Here is a 20,578-nt window from a genome sequence, read left to right on the forward strand (position 1 = left end):
CCTCCCTACATCTTCCTGACGTTGACCATAAAGGCTTTGGTTTCCGGAATGCGGGTATTGGGGTCTCCTACCGACGGCGTCAGCAGGTTGGCGGAATCACCTCCGTCCTTCGGGTGGACCCAACCATAATGCCAGGGCAGCCCAACCTGATGGACGGTCATGCCCTGGATCTTCAATGGGCGAAAACGAATGGTCACTATAGCCGTGGCCCTGATGCCGCCTCGAGCGGATTCCACAAAGACCAGTTCGCCGTTTTGAATGCCCCGGAGCGTGGCCAACTCGGGACTCATTTCCACGAAGACTTGGGGTTGAGCCTCGATGAGCCAGGGCTGCCAGCGCGTCATAACGCCGGTCTGCCAATGCTCGGAAACGCGATACGTGGTGCCCACGAAAGGATATTTCGGATCGCAGGTTTTGAATATGTCCGCGGCGGTTGTGTACATGGGCGTCACCGGATTCATGCGTTGGGGCGACATCAGATTCTGCTCCACCGGACATTCCAGGGGTTCATAGTGCTCGGGAAAAGGTCCGTCCACGCGTCCCGGGCCAAAGAGTTGAGCAAAGCCATCGGGCCTCATAATGAATGGATATTTGCTCCCGGGGTTGAGGGCGCCGTCGGCGTTTTTCAACGGCGGCCACGGTCCGTCGGGTACGTCTCCGATCCAGCCGCCTTTGCCCCCGCCGGCGTTGGGGTCCCAGGCAATGACCGGATGTTCCGGATCCCAGGGCTTTCCGTATGGATCCACAGAGGCCCGGTTGTATATGATCCGTCGGTTGACCGGCCAGCACCAGGCCCACTCGAGGTTGAGGCCGATGCCGGATTGCTCCTTTGTGCGGCGGGCCGCCATGTTGCCTTTTTCGGTGTAGGAGTTGCAGTAGAGCCAGTTGCCGCTGCTGGTGGACCCGTCATCTTGGAGAAAAGCGAAACTGGGAACCAGTTCGCCTTTTTTGAAGGTCTTGTCCTTTATGGTTATGTCTCTCAAGAAATATCCGTTGATCTCTTTGGCCATTTTGTGCGAGTCGAAACGTCCGTCCGTGGTGTAGTCCCATTTCAGCTTGAGGATGGGTTCGGGAAACACGGCGGATTTGTCGGCCTCGTACAACGAACGAATCCTGGTAAACAGGCCACAGAGGATGTCGCCGTCGGGTCGGGCTTCTCCGGGCGGCTCCGCCGCCTTGTAACGCCACTGTGACCAGCGGCCGCTGTTCGTTATGGACCCTTCCTTCTCGACGGAAACGGCGCACGGGAGCATAAAGACCTCGGTTTTGACCTTCTCGGGATTCATGCCCGGCCCTTTCCAGAAGGATCCGGTTTCGTTGTCGAAGATATTGACACTGACCATCCAGTCCAGTTGCCCGAGGCCCGTGCGCACCTTGTTGGCGTTGGCCCCCGAGCACGCAGGATTCTGACCCCAAGCGAAGAAGCCGGAAAACTCGCCTCTGTACATGGCGTCGAACAGGTCCAACCACGTATAGTTCTTTCCGTCGTCCAACTTGGGCATCCAGGAGTAGCCGAACTCATTTGCCGCGGAGGCATTCTCCCCGAAATAGGATTTCAGGAGGCTCACCGAGTACTTGGGGTAGTTGCTCCACCAATTGGCGCTCATGGGGTCCTTGGTAGCGGGAGTGAACTTTTCGTTGTAGCCCTGAAGGGTCGGCAACGAGGCGCTGGGTGTTGTCAGGTATCCGGGCCAAATATGGAACAGGAGACAGTGGTCCGTAGAACCTTGAACGTTCGATTCGCCTCTCAGGGCGTTGACGCCTCCTCCGGCCACCCCCATGTTGCCCAGGAGTAGCTGGATAATGGCCATGGCGCGTATATTCTGGACGCCCACCGTATGCTGGGTCCAGCCCATGGCGTACATGACGGCGCCGGCTTTTCCTCTTTTCCCCGTGGCTGAGTAGGCCCTGTATACGGCCAGCAAATCGTTTTTCGGTGTGCCCGTTATGGCCGACACGGCGTCCGGGTTGTAGCGGCTGAAGTGTTTCTTCAACTGCTGAAAAACACAGCGAGGATCCTGGAGAGTCTGGTCCTTGAGCGGAATTCCGTTGGCGTCTTTCTTCAAGGCCCAGCTTTTCTTGTCGTATGTGCGTTTCTCAAGGTCGTATCCGGAAAAGAGGCCCTCGCTGAAATTGTAGTCGTCGCTCACAATGAAACTCGCGTTGGTGTACTCAGCGACATATTCTTTGAAGTATTCTTCATTTTCGATGATGTAGTTGATCATTCCGCCCAGGAAGGCGATGTCCGTGCCGCACCGGAGCGGCGCGTAGATGTCCGCCTTTGATGACGTTCGGGTAAACCTTGGGTCAACGCTAATCAGTGTGGCGCCGTTGGATTTGGCCTGCGTCACCCATTTGAAGGAGACGGGGTGGTTTTCAGCCGCATTGGAACCCATGATAAGAATACAGTCACTGTTCTTGATGTCGATCCAGTGATTCGTCATTGCACCACGTCCGAACGACTCTGCCAGAGCCGCAACAGTGGCGCTGTGTCAGATACGCGCCTGATGCTCGATATATACCAGCCCTAGGGCGCGCATCATGGCTTGGAGCACCCAGCACTCCTCGTTGTCCAGGGCTGCGCTTCCAACGCTGGCGATGCCGTTGGTCCGATTGACCACCTGGCCGTTCGAATTCTTCCGGGTAAAACTGGCGTCTCTGCTCTTTTTGACCCGGTCCGCAATCTGCGAAAGGGCCCAGTCCCACGAAACGGCTTCCCACTGGGAGCCGTAGGGCGCGCGGTACAGAGGTCGCGTAAGTCGGTTTTCGTTATTGACCAACTGGCTCAGGGCTGCTCCCTTGGAGCAGAGAGATCCTTCATTGATGGGATGCTCGGGATCTCCTTCGATGTTGATGATTTTTCCGGCGCCCGCCTCCCCGGTGTGAACGATGACGCCGCAGCCGACACCACAGTAGCAGCAGATGCTGGTGCTCTCCCTCGCGAACCGGATTCTTGAAGTCTGAGCGTACGACTTGATGGGTCTCAAATCTACGCCCAGGCCCAAGATGGCTGCGCCCGCGGCAGAAGCGGTTGTGACTTTGAGGAAGTCCCTGCGCGTGACCTTCATAAGCCCTCCTTGCCGTTTGAAGCGGTTGTATGCCGGTTATTCGAATGGATCTAAACGTGCGAGACGATCCAAAACTGGTTCAGGCTCCCGTCCGGCTCTCAGAAAGCGGGCTCTGATCCGGAATATGGTTTTCGTGTGACAGCTGGAGGCGTTGATCAATGGATCGGTGCGAACTCGGAAACGCGCGAATGGGACGCGCGCGGTGCGTTTGGTGTCGGAAAAAAACTCAGCAGTTCTCGTGTTCAGATCCAACGGGGAGCGTACGTACGCAGATTCGCCGCGACAGGGAACAGATCGAGTGTGGGAAACGTATACGGCCTGTCATCCCGACGGTGCCGGGTCGACAAAACATTCATGATTGTTGGTTAGATAATGACCGATGAATCTAATAAAAATCCTAAGAGTCATCTTTCGATCAAAGGCAAACGGTGACCGAATCATATTACGACACATGGTTCTGAGTCAACTACCAAAATAAGCAGGAAACGTCCTTACGGCTTTGTGTCCTTAGAAAACGGGATAGCGAGTCTTATTATCTTTCAGTAAGCGCTTTTCAGACGATTCATGTTGCAGAGGATAGAGGGCGTTTAGTTATATCAAAATAGATATAACCTATTTCTTGTATCGTCCGATGAAACGGTATTGATGTGCTGTCAACATTTGTTGAGCAAAATATATGCGCATGTGATATACCACACTGTGGTACAATCAAACTATCCGTATGAAGTCGGCATCCGCCAAGTATCGAATGAACGACAAGTTCCGGAGAACTATTTGTATGGATTTTGATCTACAAAGGAAGTCCCTTTTCGGCCATAGGAAGGCCGTACGATATACAAGGCATAATAAGACATCCCTCCACCCGAGACCTCCATGGGTTTCGTTTCACTCCTGAACTCTTGCTCGATTCTCTCGATAACGTTGGTCGGAGGGGACAGAGCCATTGCCGGGTTTTCAAAGAAGACCGGGACTGTACTTCGGATTACAGAATTCGTGTTCGGACCAACTCAAAAAAGAGTGTCGCGTCACCGGCCATCCAAGACTCGTGCTCATGTCCTCTGCCCCGAAACTGCCCATTTCCATAGATCCCTTCCACGGTACAGATTTTGCAGAGCCTATTGAAACCAGATCAAACGACTTTCTCCGCGGACGGAAAAACCGGAAAAACCTCGGGCGTGTCGCTTAAGGTTTCCCTGCATCTACCGATGAATAGGATAATCAAGCCGTCACCGGTGATGGATATCGGTCGCCGGCAGGCATGGCGGGTCGTTGCGCACAGTATGGAAGAGGTAAGAAATGAAAAAATGGGTCCTATGTATCGTGCTGTCATCGTTTCTCCCGGTGCTTTTATGGGGGGAGGCCCGAGCCCTGGGCGTGAATGTAACACCGTCCCCGTTCGATCTCGCAGGAGCGGGAAGCACCATGCTGATTCAGGTGAACGTTGAGGACGTGAGCGACCTTGGAGGGCTCGAGTTCAAACTCTCTTTCGATCCTTCGGTCTTGACGATACAGAATCAGTCCAAAGTCGTTGAGGGGGCGTTTCTGTCGGGTGCGCTCGTTTGGCGCAAAGACATCGGCACCCCCGGCCTGCTTAAATACGGGGCCACCGTGGATCCGGGGGCAAACGGTTCCGGTACGCTGGTCCAGATCACGTTTACCGTTTTGGATCACGAAGCCTGCGCGCAGCTTTCGCTTCAAGACGTGGTGCTGGTTGACACCAGTATCCCTCCCAACAAGCTGACCTTGGATTCCGTTCGGAACGCGATCGCTGAGGGATGCGGCCTTGCCAAGACGATCATGACGATCGTACTGAACGTACTGTTGAAATGAACGGTTCGAAGGAATCTCGTTGTGACGGACGTAAAAATATAATTGACAAACGGCGTCAATCCACATAAAGTACCCTGATGTCGGGCGGGAATAGCTCAGTTGGTAGAGCTTCACGTTGCCAACGTGACTGTCGCGGGTTCGAGTCCCGTTTCCCGCTCCATTCCTGATCTATAAACGGGGCGAGCGTTACGGCTTGCCCTTAGTTCTTTTAGGCATCGTGGAAAATCTGACACTCCTTACAGACCTCTACGAATTGACCATGCTCGGGGGCTACTTCGCTCAGGGGAAAACCGAGCAAAAGGCCGTGTTTGATCTATTCTTCCGTCATCCCCCCTTTAATAGTACATTCTGTCTGGCGGCCGGTCTCGAGCAGGCGGTCCAATACGTTCTGAACATACATTTCGGTAAGGAAGAAATCGATTATCTGTGGAAACTTGATCTGTTTCCGGATGATTTTCTGGATTACCTGAAGGGATTCCGCTTTACGGGCGACGTCTACGCGGTTCCGGAAGGCAGGCCCGTTTTTCCCAAAACTCCCATGGTCGTGGTCAAGGCGCCTATCGCCGAAGCGCAGTTCGTGGAAACGGCTCTGTTGAATTTCATCAATTTCCAGACCCTCATCGCCACAAAAGCATCAAGGGTCTATCGGGCGGCTGAACACGGCAATGTCATCGAGTTCGGTACTCGTCGCGCTCATGGTCCCGATGGGGCCGTTTCCGCCACACGAGCCGCGTACATAGGGGGATGCAGCGCCACGTCCAACGTGCTGGCCGGAATGAAATTCGGCATCCCCGTAAAGGGGACCATGGCTCATAGCTGGGTCATGAGTTTCGAGAAAGAGATTGAAGCATTTCGTACGTATGCGGAAATCTATCCTCGTGCATGCCTGCTTCTGGTGGACACTTACAATACGCTGGCCAGCGGTTTGCCCAACGCCGTCATTGTGGGCAAGGAACTCGAGCGGAGGAATTTCAAGTTTCTCGGGATTCGCCTGGACAGCGGGGATCTGGCTTACCTCGCCACGGAAGCCTCCATCGAGCTGGACGAAGCGGGGCTCGAGGACGCTAAGATCATTATCAGCAACAATCTGGACGAAGAAGTCATCAGCCAGGTTCATGCCGATATCCGGTCCATGGCGCGCCTCAAAGGGATCGACGGCGAGCGGATCATCCGGCGTCTGATCTATGGGGTGGGAACCCACCTAGTGACCTCCCGCGGCTGGAGCGCTCTGGGAGGCGTTTACAAGATGGCGGCCATAGAGGTGGACGGCCGCATGGAGCCCAAGATCAAGATTTCCGACAACCCGGACAAGACGACCGATCCCGGATACAAGAAGCTGTATCGCTTTTATGAAAACGGCGACATGCAGTTGGATCTTTTGACGTTGTCCGACGAAGACATGCGCGCGGGTGAATCCCGAACGGCCTTCCATCCCCAGTTTCCGTGGAAGCGGATGTCGCTTCCCGCGGGGAGCGACTTCGAGCCCATGCATGAAACCATCATCAAGAACGGCGAACTGGTGTGCAAGCTGCCGAGTCTGGCGGAAATCCAGCAGCGGATGAAACACGATCTCGAGCGGATGCACATCACCTACAAACGAATGACCAACCCTCACCTCTACAAGGTGAGCCTTTCCGCAAAGCTTTCCAACCTGAAGCAGCGCCTGCTGCATGAACAACGCGCGGAAATGAACAGCTTCCACGATCCGGCCGTCAATATCTAGACGGGTTCCGGCCGGAAAGATCCGGACCTCTCAGTGTGGACTCCTGCGGCCTGCGTGCGGCGACCGGTGGATTACGCCGTTTTCCGACTCCTTTCCGGCCGTAGGGGTGGGTTTCAAAGGCGCTCCGTCTCGGTTTACCATTGTGAAGCGGCGCCTTTTTCATATTCTGTTCATATCCTGCTTAATATCCCGCCCTTTTATGCATGGGGCATCCCACAGAGACAAAACATGCCGGGGTGCGCGTGTCGCCCGTTTCCGGTTCTCCGGATGGAAGGGACGATGTTCTTGACTTTCACCTTTTATTCACTTAATATAAACATACACTCGCTGTTTCCGGCCGGATACTCACCCGGATTCCGGCCGGAGGCGGCTTCATGCGGAAGGAAACAACGTGAACCTCACTCCGGCGCAAATGCGCGTGTACGAGTTTTTACAACACTACATGCAACAGAACGGGTATGCGCCCAGCTACGATGAAATCCGGCGACGTCTGGGATTCCGGTCCCTGAACGCCGTTTACAAGCATTTGAAGCAGCTGGAAGAACGGGGAATGATCCGGAGCCCCTTGAAAAATCGAAAACGGGCCCTGGAACTTCTGCGGGTGCGCACCGGCGCCGTTTCCATTCCTTTTCTGGGGATTGTGGCTGCCGGAACGCCCATCGAACCCATGGAAGAACCGGAATCCATCGAGGTCCCGGAAAGTCTTCTCGGAAGCGGCAGCAACTTCGCGCTCCGGGTTCAGGGTGAATCCATGATCGAAGAGGGAATCCGGGAGGGGGATCTCCTTATCGTCAGCCGGCAGGCGCGGGCGGAAAACGGACAGACCGTGGTGGCTCTGGTGCGCGGCGAAGCCACCGTCAAGAAACTTTACCAGCACGATAACGAAATCGAACTGAGACCGGCGAACAGCCGGATGGAACCGATTCGCGCTCCGGCGGCCGAAGTGGAAATCGTGGGGGTTGTAGTTGGACTGCTGCGGCACTATCGGCCGCGTCGTCTCCGGAACGATTAACCCGGATCATTCATTAAATCTTTCAATAGTATCAATATTAAAAGATTAAATGGAATGCTTCCGACGGTGGGGGAAGCGCGATTTTTCCCCGTATGGCGCCTATGGCTGAAATCATTCGACATATTGTCCATCTGGACGTTCCCGACTTCTGTGCGGCCCTCGAGCAGCTTCGCCGGCCGGAGTTGAACCGGCGGCCTCTGGCCCTGGCGGAACCCGGCGCCCGAAGCATCATCCAGGGTGTCAACGCCATGTCCCGCAGCGAAGGCGTGCAGGAAGGCATGCCTCTGGTCCGGGCCCGGCGGTTGTGCCGCCGGCTCGAGGTGGTTCCGCCGGACCTGTTGTTTTATAAGCAGCAGCACCGGCGCATCGTGCAGGATTTGATCCGGTTTTCGCCCCGGGTGGAGGGAACCCTGCCGGGCCGCTACTTTATCGATCTGACGGGCACCGGACGGCTCTGGGGTGCGCCTTCGGATATGGCCTGCCGCGTGGAAGAACGGTTGGCGGAGGATATGCGGTTGCAAGGGAGGGTGGGTCTTGGAGGGAACAAACTGATCAGCCAGGTGGCGGCCAACTCGGTTACTTTGGGCGACCTGTGTCATGTGTTTCCCGGCGGAGAGACAACGTTTCTGAACCCTCTGCCGGTAACGTTGCTTCCCGGAGTGGGGTTCAAAACGGCCCTGCGTCTGGCGGATTTCAATATTCAGCAGGTGGGTCAACTGGCCGGCATATCGCCGGGGGATCTTTCCGTGGTTTTCGGTTCCATGGGAAATCGTCTCGCCCGGTTGGCCCGGGGCTTCGATCCCACGCCGGTGGTGCCGTTTCAGGAGACCCCCAGACTGTCTCTGGTACGGAATCTGGACCGGAGGGAGATGGACCGGGAGCGGCTCGAGTCTTTTTTGTTTCAACAGGTGGAAGAAGCCGGATGGGCCCTTCGCCGCCACAACCGGTATCCGGGACGGGCGATGATCGAGGCCCGGTATGCGGACGGAGTTACGGCTCAGGTCCGTCGGAAGCTTTCGCCGGTCGTGGCGCATGTGGACCGGCGTCTGTTTTCCGTAATGCGGCCCGCGCTGCATCAGCTCATGGAACGCAGGGTGGCTTTCAGCCGAATGGCGCTCGAGCTTTCCCGTTTCACCATGCCGTTGCGGCAGAGGTCCCTGTTTTCCTGGGAAGAACCGGAAGACGGACGGGACGGGGATCTTCAGGGGGCCCTCGACGAGGCCCGCCGGCGTTTCGGCCGAAACGCCGTGTTTTGGGGACGGGCTTTTGCATCGGATCCGGAAAAGGCCGAGGGTACGGACTCTTCTCCCCGGAATCTGGAAATCACGTTTCGATTTTGACGGCTCGATATTGGGGACGGACAGGGTCTGCGGAAACGGGGTGGGGTCTCCGGAGAATGGCTCAGGAACCACCATCATGCGGCGATGGTCCCGTGGGCGCCTCCCGCGGGAGCCTGCCCTGAGCTTGGTGAAAGCCGTGAGCCTGTCGAACCGGTCGAGGGGTGGCGCGGCCTAAAAAGTCTTGAAAAGGGGGCGCGGGGGATCCGCCGGAGGCGGATTTCAAAAGCTTTCCCCTGTGAGTGATTGCGATAAAAGCGTCTTTCGTACATCTGCACGTGCACTCCCATTATTCGTTCATGCGGGGCGTGAGTTCCGTGGACGAATTGTGCCGGGCCGCTGCGAAGAGGGGCATGGATACGCTGGCCCTCACGGACACCAACGGTTTTTACGGGCTGGTGAATTTTCTGGAGGCGGCCCGGGAGCACCACATTCATCCATTGGTGGGAGCGACGTTTGAAACCGACGCCGAATCCGCCGTGGTGCTGGCCAAGACGGGCCGGGGATACGAACTGCTGAGCCGCCTGTTGACCCGCCGGCACCTCGAGACGGACGTACGTCTGGCCCGTGAATTGCCTCGATGCGCCGAAGACCTCGCTGTGCTGAGTTCGGATCCGGAACTGCTCGGGGCGCTGCGTACGCGCGCGGAATGCTTTGTGGAAGTGGTTCCGGGGGCTTTCGCCCGCCGGGCGTTGAGTGTGGCCCGCGAACTGAACATACCTCCCCTGGCCGCCAATGCCGTGTATTTTGCGGATTCCGATGATCACCCGCTGCACCGGCTGGTTCGGGCCATTGACCTCAACCGGACGTTCAGCACGCTTCCCGAGGAGGAAACGGTGTCTCCGGACCGTTGGCTGAAACCGCCCGAAACCATGGCGGGTCATTTTCCCCATTGCCCTGAAGCCTTAACGAACACCATGGAGCTGGCCCGGAAGTGCCGTACGGACTGGTACGAGTTCCGGCCGGTGTTTCCCCACTATCAGGACCGGAAAGAAGATCATTTCGTCCTGCTCCTCGAAGGGTGCCGCAAAGGGATCGAATGGCGATACGGCCGCACCAACGCAACCATTGAAGCCCGCCTGGAAGAAGAGCTGGACCTTATACGAGCCAAAGGATACGTGGACTACTTTCTGGTGGTGGAAGACGTGGTGCGGCGGCGGCCGATTCACTGTGGCCGGGGCAGCGCCGCCGCCAGTCTGGTGAGCTACCTCCTGGGCATCACCCACGTGGATCCTATCCGGCATCGGCTGGTGTTCAGTCGCTTTTTAAATCCCAAACGCAAAGACTATCCGGATATAGACGTGGATTTTCCATGGGACGAGCGTGACGATCTGCTCGATGAACTCAGCCGGCACTACGGCCCGGAACGCATGGCCATGGTGTCCAATCACATCGGATTCGGGGCCCGGGCCGCCATTCGGGAAGTGGCCAAACTGTATGGAATGCCGGCGGCTGAAATCAAGGAAGTCACCCGTCGCATGAGTTTTTGGACGCATCCCGACCACGTTCAGGAGCGCGTCCGCTCCCATCCCAGGTTCCGGGGTGTTCCCATGGACGAGCCCTGGCCGGAAATCCTTCGATGGGCCGCCCGTCTGGAAGCGGTTCCCCGTCACCTGGGAACCCATTGTGGAGGCGTGATTCTGGCGCCGGACCGGGTTTCGCGGTATGTGCCCGTGCAGCGGAGCCCTAAGGGTGTCCGGGTCGTCCAGTGGGAAAAGGACCAGTCGGAACAGGGAGGGCTGGTAAAGATCGATCTCTTGGGTAACCGGTCTTTGGCCGTGATACGCGACGCCCTGGCGGCTGTCGAGCGGAATACGGGACGCCGCCTGGAATACGCCGACCTGGATCCTCTGGACGATCCGGACACGCTGGATCTGCTCGGCCGGGGCGACTCCATGGGCGTGTTCTATGTGGAATCGCCCGCCATGCGGCAGTTGCAGCTCAAAACCCGCCGGGGGGACTTCGAGCATCTGGTCATCCATTCATCCATCATCCGTCCGGCGGCCAACCGGTATATCCGGGAATACATCCGGCGTCTGCACGGTGCGCCTTACCTTCCGTTGCATCCGTGCCTCGAGGACGTGCTTTCGGAAACCTACGGCATCATGGTGTACCAGGAACACGTGGTGCTGGCGGCCATGGCCCTGGCCGGATTCGATTGGTCCGAAGCGGACGGCCTCCGCAAGGTTCTCAGCAAGAAAAGCGCCAAGAAACTCGAACACTACAGGCAGCGATTCTACGAAGGGTGCGCACGCCGGCAAGTGTCCCGCGAGATCGCGGACGAGGCGTGGGACATGTTCACGTCCTTTGCCGGCTATTCCTTTTGCAAGCCCCATTCCGCGTCTTACGCCCTGGTGAGCTTCAAGTCCGCCTTTTTGAAAGCCCACTATCCGGCCGAATTCATGGCCGCCGTCATCAGCAACGGCGGCGGTTACTATACCACTTTTGCCTACGTTTCCGAGGCGCGGCGCATGGGTCTCGATGTACTGGGGCCGGACATCAATAAAAGCGACTGGAGCTATCGGGGACAGGGCGCCTGCATCCGCATGGGGTTCCGGCAACTGGAACAGATCCGGCGGGACACCCTGGAAGCCGTTCTTGAAGAACGGTCCCGGAACGGACGATTCCAATCCATCGAAGATCTGTTACGGCGCGTACGCTTGCATCCCTCGGACGCGGCCGTTCTCGTTAGAAGCGGAGCCCTGGGCGCCCTGGCGGGATCCCTCAATCGTCCCCAACTCCTCTGGACATTGGAGGCGGCTCTGCGGAGACACCGGTCCCACGGACAGCGCCTGCTGGAGGCGACGACTTCTCGTTTGGAGGATTCGGCGCCGAACCTTCCGGATCTGTCCTTCCGGCAAAAACTCGACCACGAAATGGAAACCCTGGGGTTCGTGCTGTCCGTGCATCCCATACGGTTGTACGACGCCCGTTGTTTGCCCAAAGACGTGATCCCGGCCGCTCAGCTTGACCGCTACGTGGGCCGGAACGTACGGGTGCTGGGATGGCCCATCACGCGCAAGGAAGTGCTCACCAGGGCCGGCGAACCCATGGAGTTCGTTTCCTTTGAAGACGAACACACGTTGTTTGAAAGCGTGTTCTTTCCGGAAGCGTTCCGGCGCTACTGCCGGCATGTGGATAGAAGCCGGGCCGTGCTCCTGTCCGGCCGCGTGGAAAGCGATTTCGGAGTGGCGAGCCTTACGGTGGATCAGGTGCAAAAACTGCCCTTGGGGAAAGGGCGCGAAAGCAACAGAGAAGCGGCTTAATCCGGGAGGCGTGACATGACAGGTTTGCTGGTGCTGGCCGCCTGGGCGTTTTTGGCCTGGCTGATCGTCAAGGCGCTTCGAAATGGATTCATCGGTCGGAAAGAAAAGACGCCGGCCGGACCCGAACCGGACGACGATATCCTTATCCGGGTGAGCGCCGGCTCGGGCGGCGACACCTACCGGATTCCGCCCGAGCCCGGGATTTCCGAGGAGTGTTGGATGTCTCCCGGCCGCGAGGTGACCGTCCAAGGCTACTCCATTCCCGGCGGAATGATCTATGTGGGCGAGCGGTTGACCTCCCTGAACGGACATATGATCGAACCTGCTCTGATCAATCCGGCTTTACCGGTTGACGATCGTGTTTCCGATCCGGAAGGATCGTCGTTCGGCTATTGGCCCTCCTACAGTCGTATTCCTCCGCATGCGCGCGCCACGTATCTCGGGTGGCTCGCCCGGGGACGCAAGGATCCGTATATAGGAATCGGTTATGTCTTTCTGTTTTTCTACGGCGTCGAAAGGCGATGCCTGGCGGACGCGGGGAAGTCGGAACACGCTGGGGGCGAAAGGGAGGCGCTCGGAAAGGAAGTCGAACGGCTTTTGAGTATCTATGGCAACCACCATGCGTTTCGCCGTTACGCATCCTCTTTTCTGGATTATTTGGATCTGTCTTCCGCTGCCGGTGAGAAGCCCGTAGCCCGGCAACCTCCTTCGATGCAAACTTTCCGGGAAATGCCCGCAAGACTGAAGTTCGGTCTTGCCCGGATGGCGGCCGAACGTATTCCGGTTCCCGCGGAGTGGGCCCTGACCTGGGTCCTGTCCCATCAGGAAACGAAACTGCGAACTCCCGCCAAGCGGTGCGAAGGAGAATTCCGGGCTCTTTTCAAGATCCGATATGAGGAGCGATTCGGCGAGGGGATGATGCTTGAATCCACCGGACCTCCCCTGACGCTCACGTATAAACCCGCCAGTGCGTCGTTTGGACGGGAGGTCGCCGCATCCACGCCGTTCTGTGACGTAAGTACGGCGAAGGCGCCGATTCGACCACTCGCGGAACTCGTGACGAGCTGCCAGGAAGAACTGGACGGCTACAGCCGTTTGCTGGGGAGGGAACCGGATGCCGGGGGCGGTCTTCCGGCGCTGGCTCTGTTGCCGACGCCCCTGCTTTCCCGAGCGGACATGGAGGAATCCTCCGAATTCAGAGGTTGGCTCGATGAACAGCTTGGTGGAAAGGACCTCATAGCCGCGGATGCGAGGGAATTCGTCCGGCGTTGGCCTGTCCGGCAGGCTGATCGAATGCTCAAAAGGGAACATGTGCTTCTAGTTCAACTACTCGAGAAATGGCGTCTGGGCCTGGAACCGGATCCCCGTTTCGCGGGGCCCTGCCTGCGAGCCAAAGGGAGAGTCATGCTTTTCAGGGTAGGGGATAACGGCTCCCATGCTCCATCCGAAGAGTATCTGTCCGCCCGGATGCTGCTACATCTGGCGGTCTTGGCTTTCGGCCCGGCCGGAGGGGCTTCGGAGGATGACATGCGTTCCCTCGAGGGTTTTCTCAGCCGGTCTCTGGGATTGACCTCCGGTGAAGAGATTCGTCTGTGGGCTCATTATAAGTGGTTGCTGGATGATCCGTCGGTTTTCGGGAGAATAAGCAAGCGCGTGGAAACCCTTCCGGAGCCCGACCGCCTGAGGATCGGGCGGGCTCTAGACTCCCTGGCGTCGAGTGACGGAGGGGTTCGTCCGAGCGAGGTTTGCGTACTGACCCGGATCTACCATGTGTTGGGGCTCGACCCCGGTAAGTTCCGAATTCGAACCGATGCGCCGGCGCATCCCATCGTTCCCTGCGAGGGGATGGCGGACCTTCGAACAGCCGAGATTCCTGCCGTGCAAAGAGAAGAGACGAACGGCATCCTCCTGGACATGCATCGGTTGCGCATGATCAGGGAGGATACGGCCAAGGTTTCGGCTTTGCTTGCCGATGTGTTTTGCGAGGAAGAAGATGTCGTCACGCCGGTCGCATCACAGGAACAACTCGTCGCCGGATTGGACCTCGCCCATTCGGCCCTTCTGAAAGCGCTTGCCGATAAGGAGTCATGGCCCCGTGAGGAATTCGAGGATCTGGCCGCCCGATGGGGCCTGCTCCCGGAAGGAGCCCTTGAAATCCTCAACGAGGCCGCCTGGGACAGCGTGGGCGAAGCCTTGTGCGGGGATGAGGACCCGATCCGGCTCGATCGAACCGTACTCGAGGAGATGTTTACATGAATAGCGCCCGTCAGATTCGACCCAGAGACCGGGACGTCGTTTTACAGTCGCTTCGGGCCGGGCTGGTACCCCGCAGAGGACTTCAGCACATACAGGTGGGACGCGCCGGCGAGGTCGAGGCCCTTCTATGCGACATCGAGCGGATTGCCGACGGTGGATCGGCCATCCGTTTTATCATCGGCGATTATGGTGCGGGCAAAACGTTCTTTCTGAACCTTGTCCGGTCCGTAGCACTGGAAAAGCAACTCGTTACGGCTCATGCGGACCTGACTCCCGACCGTCGCCTGCAATGTTCGGGGGGGCGGGCCCGGGCCCTGTACGCCGAACTGATGCGGAACCTATCGAGTCGCAGTAAGCCGGAAGGGGGCGCGCTTTCCGCCGTGGTGGAACGGTTCGTATCCTCGGCTCTGGGTCAGGCGCGAACCGAAGGAAGAAGGCCGGACGCAGTCATTCAGGAGCGCCTGGAAAAATTGGGCGAGATGGTGGGAGGATATGATTTCGCCCAGGTGGTGTCCGCCTATTGGAAAGGTCACGACACGGGAAACGACCGGATCAAAAGCGACGCGGTGCGGTGGTTGCGAGGGGAATTCAACGCCAGGAGCGATGCCCGCACCGCTTTGGGGGTGCGCACCATCATTGATGACGCGGGTTTCTACGACTATCTCAAATTGATGGCTCTTTTCGTGCGTCTGGCCGGCTACCGGGGGCTCCTGATCACCCTGGACGAAATGGTGAATCTGTACAAAATAAACCATTCCGGATCCAGAAACAGCAATTACGAGCAGGTCCTTCGCATTTTCAACGACAGTCTTCAGGGAATCAGTGTGGGATTGGGTTTTTTGATGGGGGGCACTCCGGATCTTCTTTTGGATACGAGACGCGGACTTCACAGTTTCGAGGCCTTACGGTCGCGGCTGGCGCAGACGGGGTTTGTACGAGAGGGGCTGGTGGATTTCAGCGGGCCGGTATTGAACCTGGCTTCTCTCACCCAGGAAGAGATTTTCCTGCTCTTGTCCAAATTACGCGTTGTGTACGCCGCCGGCGACGAGACGAAATGCCGGTTGCCGGACGAGGCTCTGTATGCCTACATGGAACACTGCAATCGCCGCCTGGGGGAGGCCTATTTCCGCACTCCGCGCGCCACGATAAAGTTCTTTCTGGACCTGTTGTTTATCCTGGATCAGAATCCCGGGGTTTCCTGGCGGGAATTGTTGGGCCGGCTGGAGATTCATCCCGATCCCGGACCGGCGGACGGAACGAACGAACCGGAGGAAGCGCCAAAGGAAGACGATGAGCTTGCGACCTTCAGACTCTGACAGCGGGGGAGGGGGAAGAAGATCTTCGGCCTTCGGACTTCTGCATCCGGACGTTCGGCGCTGGATTTGGCGGCAGGGGTGGACGGAGCTGCGGGGAGTTCAGGAAGCGGCTATCGAACCCATCATCGAAGGCCGCGAGGATGTATTGATCTCAGCGGCTACGGCCGGGGGCAAGACGGAGGCCGTCTTTCTCCCGATATCCAGCCGGCTGGTTTCCGAAGCGGAGACGCGCGGCCTGCGTGTGATTTGCATAAGCCCGCTCAAAGCATTGATCAACGATCAGTATGAACGGTTGAATCGGTTCTGCGGGCATCTCGATATCCCCGTGCATCGATGGCATGGCGACGTCGGGGCGAACCGGAAGCGGGCCCTGATCCAACAACCTTCGGGCATCCTGCTGATCACTCCCGAGTCTTTGGAAGCCGTTTTCGTGCTTCACGGCTCCGGCGCTCGCCGCCTTTTTTCCGGATTGGCCTATCTCGTGGTGGACGAGTTGCACGCCTTCATAGGCTCCGAACGCGGCCGGCAAGTACAGTCGTTGCTGCACCGCGTTGAAACGGCGATCGGTGGGACCCGGCCCAGAATCGCGCTGAGCGCCACGTTCGGAGACATGAAACGGGCGGCGGATTTCCTGCGTCCGGGAAGGGGCGAGGCCGTGCGCATCATCGCGTCCCGGGACGGCCGTCAGGAGATCAAGCTTCAGGTTCGAGGGTATCTTGGCGGTTCCCCGATGCATGGAGGGAAACAAGCAGAGAACGAACTTCGTCCTGGAAGGATTGGCCGCGGCGAAGATCCGACCGACACCGGCGTCTCGGAAATAGCCGCGCACCTGTTCCGGACCCTTCGCGGCAGTGACAATCTGATTTTCACCAACCAACGCGCGGACGTGGAAATCTTTTCGGATCTGTTGAGGCGGACCGGCGAGAGGAAAGGTTTACCCAACGAATTCCGGCCCCACCACGGCAGTCTTTCGAAGGAACTTCGGGAAGAGGTCGAGGATGTGCTGAAGAAACGCGGGCGGCCCACCAGCGTGGTCTGTACGAGCACGTTGGAAATGGGCATCGACGTCGGCAGCGTGGTCAGCGTGGCGCAGATCGGAGCCCCGCCGTCGGTCGCCGCCATGCGCCAGCGCCTCGGTCGTTCGGGCAGAAACGAGGGCGATCCCGCCATTCTCCGCCTTTACATCCGGGAGGCCGAACTCACTTCAAAGAGCCACGTGATCGATCAACTTCGTACACAATTGGTGCAGACCGTCGCCATGGTGGATCTGATGCTGGAAGGTTGGTACGAACCCCCGTCCATCGAGGCCCTGCACCTTTCGACGTTGATTCAGCAGATCTTGTCCATGGTCGCTCAGTACGGGGGCGTCCCGCCGTTGAAAGCCTGGCGCACGCTGTGTGGAGACGGCCCTTTTTCGGGGGTGGACCCATCCATGTTCGGGCGTCTTCTTCGTTGTCTGGGAGACCTTCGGGTAATCGAGCAGGCGGCGGATGGAACGTTGTTGCTGGGTGAGGTGGGGGAGCCTATTGTAGGGCATTATACGTTCTTTGCGGCCTTTACGGCTTCCGATGAGTATCGCGTGGAGTGCGATGGAAAGAAGCTGGGAAGTCTGCCGGTGTCCTTTGCGCTGGTGCCCGGCGGTTTTCTCATCTTTGCCGGCCTCCGGTGGAAGATACATTCGGTGGATGATCGGCAGAAAGTGGTGGTGGTGTCCCCGGCGCCGGCAGGGCGGCCCCCCTTGTTCGCCGGAGGGGCCGGGGCCCTGGTTCATGACCGCGTGCGCAGCGAAATGTACGGTATATACGCCTCTTACTCCGTTCCGGCCTATCTGAACGGAAATGCCCGGAACATGCTCGAAGAGGCCCGCTTGGCCTTCCATCGGCTGAAGCTGGATTCCCGGCGAATACTTGCGAACGGCGACAACACGACGCTGTTTTTCTGGACGGGGGACCGGGTGCTGAACACCATCCTGGTTCAGCTTCAATCCTTGGGCCTCGAGGTGGCCAAGGAGGGCCTGGTCCTCACCGTACACGGAAGTACGGAAAAGGACGTGTGGAACTGCCTGAAGCGATTGGCGGAGGCGGGTCCGCCCGACGCCAACGCTCTGGCCGCGCTGGCGCCGAATAAGCGGCAGGAGAAGTACGATCGCATGCTCGATGAGGAACTGCTGAACGCGGATTACGCCTCGAAATGCCTGGATCCCGTGGGGAGTTGGGAGGCGATCGCAGGCCTCACCGCTTCCGGCGGAGAGGCTGGGGCAGAAATGGATTTCGGGGCGTGAGACTCTAACCCTGGGCCACCCCTTTTTAATACGGTAGGGGCAGGCTCCCATGCCTGCCCGAAAAAAATTCCGAAAATCTTTATGTTTCCATGCCATCTTTGAAGTTGGAATCGCTCGACCGAGGTTAATGAAGACGCCGACGCCGGGTTATGTTACTATGATTATGTTCGGGATACGGGTCGCCGGGAAGACGTCGGCCGCAATAGGCGTGGCCCTTGCCGTAGCCTTGGCAAGCGACCGGAGGGAGACATCAGAATTCGCCATGAGAACAACATCCATGATTGGTCTGGTGTTCGTTTTTATCGCATGCGTGGGAGACGGCATGGCGGGATTTCAGGAGTCTATTCCAGGCGAAATTCAGGGTTGGAAAGCGCAGGGAGAAGACGAGACCTACAATTCCGAGACACTGTTTGCGCTCATCAACGGCGGCGCGGAGCTGTATCTGAGTTACGGGTTCAGGGAAGCGTGGGTGCGGCGCTATATGGGACCGGAAAAGCGGGAGATCTCCCTCGAGATCTACGACATGGGGCGTTCCGAGGATGCATTCGGCGTGTTCAGTTCGGAGCGGCAGGACGAGGACATCGGCATCGGTCAGGGATCGGAATACGGCGGGGGCCTGCTGCGCTTCTGGAAGGACCGTTTTTTCGTTTCGCTGACCACCACCGGGGAGGAAAGCCGGGTCCGGGATGTCATGATCCGACTGGCCGAGGAAACGGCCAAAGCCATCGGCAAGGAAGGTTCAAAGCCTCGCCTGGTGTCGCTGCTGCCGGAACGAGGACTGCAGAGGGATTCCATACGGTTTTTCCACACCGCCGCCATCCTGGACCGGCAGTATTTTTTATCGAACCGGAACATCCTTCATCTCGGCAAAGATACGGACTGCGTACTGGCGAAATACGCGGACGGCTACCGGGCGGCGCAGTTGTTGCTGGTGCGGTACGCCGGAGCGGAGGCGGCGCGAGAGGCGCTCGATGACTTCGTTTCATCGTACGTGCCGGAAGCCCGGAACAAGGGGAAGGCCCGGATGGAGAACGGGGCGTGGGTTTTTGTGAGAATAGAAGGAACTCTGTTGATCGTTGTGCTGGATGCAACCAGCGAGTCTTTGGGGCAAAGGCTCGTGTCGATGCCGATAAATACGGGGAAAAAGTAGGGGCGTATTGCAGTACGCCCCTATGGTCTCGATAAGTTTAGAAAGGGGGGCCTCGGGGGGAAAACGTTTCCCCCCCGTAAGGAACTGCAATGGAATGGACGATCACCAGAAGAGATTTCATGCGCGGAACGGCTTTTGCCGCTTTAGGGGCCGCCTTGCCGCTGCGCGTGCAGGCGGAGACCACCACTCGGGTTGTGCTGGTGCGGGATAAGGACGTGTTCGATGAGAATGGCCGAATCGACGGCGGCATTGTGCAGCGCATGCTCGATGACGCGATGACGGCTGTGACGCAAAAAGCGAATCCGGCGGAAGCTTTTGCCGCATTGATACGGCCCGAGGATATTGTGGGCGTAAAGAGCAACGGCTGGTCCTACATGCCCACGCCCCCGGAACTCGAAGCAGCCATCGAGCGACGCTTGCTGGATGTGGGAGTTAAGAAAGACCACATCAGCATCGATGACCGGGGCGTGCTGACGAATCCCGTTTTCAAGCAGTGCACGGCGATCATCAACGTGGGCCTTGTGTGCAACCTGCCCATGGTCAAGGGCAAACTGCGATTGCACATCCTGAGCGCCCTCGGCCCGCTTTTTCACGGCCGGGGACCGCACCATTACGACCAGCGGTACGTGTGGAAATACAATGGCATCATCGTTGGGACGGATCCCGTGGCCGTGGATGCGGTGGGCCTGGAACTCATCCGGCAAAAGCGAAGGGAGCATTTCGGCAAGGAGTTGGCTTTCCCGACCATTCCCAAACATGTGGCCCTGGCCGACACCCGGCACCACATGGGCATCAGCGACTTGAACCGGATCGAACTGGTGAAGGTGGGATGGGAGGAGGGGAGGCTGATTGCTTGCGGGGAAACCGAATCTTGATGGTCTCGTAAAAACCCCGAAAAGGCCAGTTTTTGCGTCCCTAACGTATTGATTTTCTTAGGTGCCACATTGATCAAAAAAGATTCTTACGAATTCATCAATCTTGAGTAAACCTATTTTGCGTTCTTGACAGAAATCGCCTTACATGGAGGGTGACCATGCATGATGATCACATCTTAGTAAGAAAAGCCTTCGTCTATAATATGGCAAGAAAGCTAAACGCTCTCGAAAACTGCAGATATCAAAATGATAGGGGATTTTGGATCTGGGAAGAGACAAATGAGCCTCTAGTAAAATCAAAACACCCTAATAGGCCTACTCCTGGAACGAAAAAAGAAGACATTGAGACCGGTGAGGATTTAAAGGGTGAGTAGTAAATCTGTTCGTCCTCAGATACTTATAATTTCGAACAAGCATGATTATTCTTCGGATCATGTTACTTTCCAACTAGACAAGTTGGGTGC

At 57.8% G+C, this 20,578-nt stretch carries 12 protein-coding genes and 1 tRNA gene; 12 read left to right on the forward strand and 1 reads right to left on the reverse strand.

Annotation, left to right across the window (positions count from 1 at the left end):
- Positions 1–5: 5 nt before the first annotated feature.
- Positions 6–3,068, reverse strand: coding sequence for a formate dehydrogenase-N subunit alpha (gene fdnG / locus HY788_03635; protein MBI4773267.1), 3,063 nt, complete (start codon positions 3,066–3,068; stop codon positions 6–8).
- A gap of 1,296 nt (positions 3,069–4,364) precedes the next feature.
- On the opposite strand from fdnG, the gene HY788_03640 reads away from it, so the two are divergent.
- The 12 genes from HY788_03640 to HY788_03695 all read left to right on the forward strand — a co-directional run bounded on the left by HY788_03640 (position 4,365) and on the right by HY788_03695 (position 20,488).
- Complete coding sequence (locus tag HY788_03640; protein ID MBI4773268.1) at positions 4,365–4,898, forward strand: hypothetical protein; 534 nt, start codon at positions 4,365–4,367, stop codon at positions 4,896–4,898.
- Positions 4,899–4,982: 84 nt separating this feature from the next.
- Positions 4,983–5,058, forward strand: a tRNA-Gly gene (locus HY788_03645).
- Between the two features lie 57 nt (positions 5,059–5,115).
- Positions 5,116–6,621 (forward strand): nicotinate phosphoribosyltransferase, encoded by a 1,506-nt coding sequence (locus tag HY788_03650; GenBank protein ID MBI4773269.1) that lies wholly within the window; start codon positions 5,116–5,118, stop codon positions 6,619–6,621.
- Between the two features lie 391 nt (positions 6,622–7,012).
- Entirely contained in the window at positions 7,013–7,633 is a 621-nt protein-coding gene (gene lexA / locus HY788_03655; GenBank protein MBI4773270.1) for a transcriptional repressor LexA, read from the forward strand.
- 101 nt (positions 7,634–7,734) lie between these two features.
- Positions 7,735–8,973: a hypothetical protein gene (locus tag HY788_03660; GenBank protein MBI4773271.1), complete on the forward strand. Its 1,239-nt coding sequence runs from the start codon at positions 7,735–7,737 to the stop codon at positions 8,971–8,973.
- 239 nt (positions 8,974–9,212) lie between these two features.
- Complete coding sequence (locus HY788_03665) at positions 9,213–12,236, forward strand: DNA polymerase III subunit alpha (GenBank protein ID MBI4773272.1); 3,024 nt, start codon at positions 9,213–9,215, stop codon at positions 12,234–12,236.
- A 15-nt stretch (positions 12,237–12,251) separates the two neighbouring features.
- Positions 12,252–14,492 carry a TerB N-terminal domain-containing protein gene (locus HY788_03670; GenBank protein MBI4773273.1) on the forward strand — a complete coding sequence of 747 codons (2,241 nt, stop codon included), beginning with the start codon at positions 12,252–12,254 and terminating at the stop codon, positions 14,490–14,492.
- Entirely contained in the window at positions 14,489–15,808 is a 1,320-nt protein-coding gene (locus tag HY788_03675) for an ATP-binding protein (GenBank protein ID MBI4773274.1), read from the forward strand. Before HY788_03670 ends, HY788_03675 begins: the two co-directional genes overlap by 4 nt.
- Positions 15,783–18,089 carry a DEAD/DEAH box helicase gene (locus HY788_03680; GenBank protein MBI4773275.1) on the forward strand — a complete coding sequence of 769 codons (2,307 nt, stop codon included), beginning with the start codon at positions 15,783–15,785 and terminating at the stop codon, positions 18,087–18,089. Before HY788_03675 ends, HY788_03680 begins: the two co-directional genes overlap by 26 nt.
- 262 nt (positions 18,090–18,351) lie before the next feature.
- Positions 18,352–19,239, forward strand: a complete 888-nt coding sequence (locus tag HY788_03685; GenBank protein ID MBI4773276.1) for a hypothetical protein — start codon at positions 18,352–18,354, stop codon at positions 19,237–19,239.
- An 89-nt stretch (positions 19,240–19,328) separates the two neighbouring features.
- Positions 19,329–20,114, forward strand: coding sequence for a hypothetical protein (locus tag HY788_03690; protein ID MBI4773277.1), 786 nt, complete (start codon positions 19,329–19,331; stop codon positions 20,112–20,114).
- Positions 20,115–20,272: 158 nt separating this feature from the next.
- Positions 20,273–20,488, forward strand: coding sequence for a hypothetical protein (locus HY788_03695; GenBank protein ID MBI4773278.1), 216 nt, complete (start codon positions 20,273–20,275; stop codon positions 20,486–20,488).
- The last annotated feature ends 90 nt before the right edge of the window (positions 20,489–20,578 follow it).

The sequence above is a fragment of the Deltaproteobacteria bacterium genome, from assembly GCA_016208165.1.
Taxonomy (GTDB): domain Bacteria; phylum Desulfobacterota; class Desulfarculia; order JACQYL01; family JACQYL01; genus JACQYL01.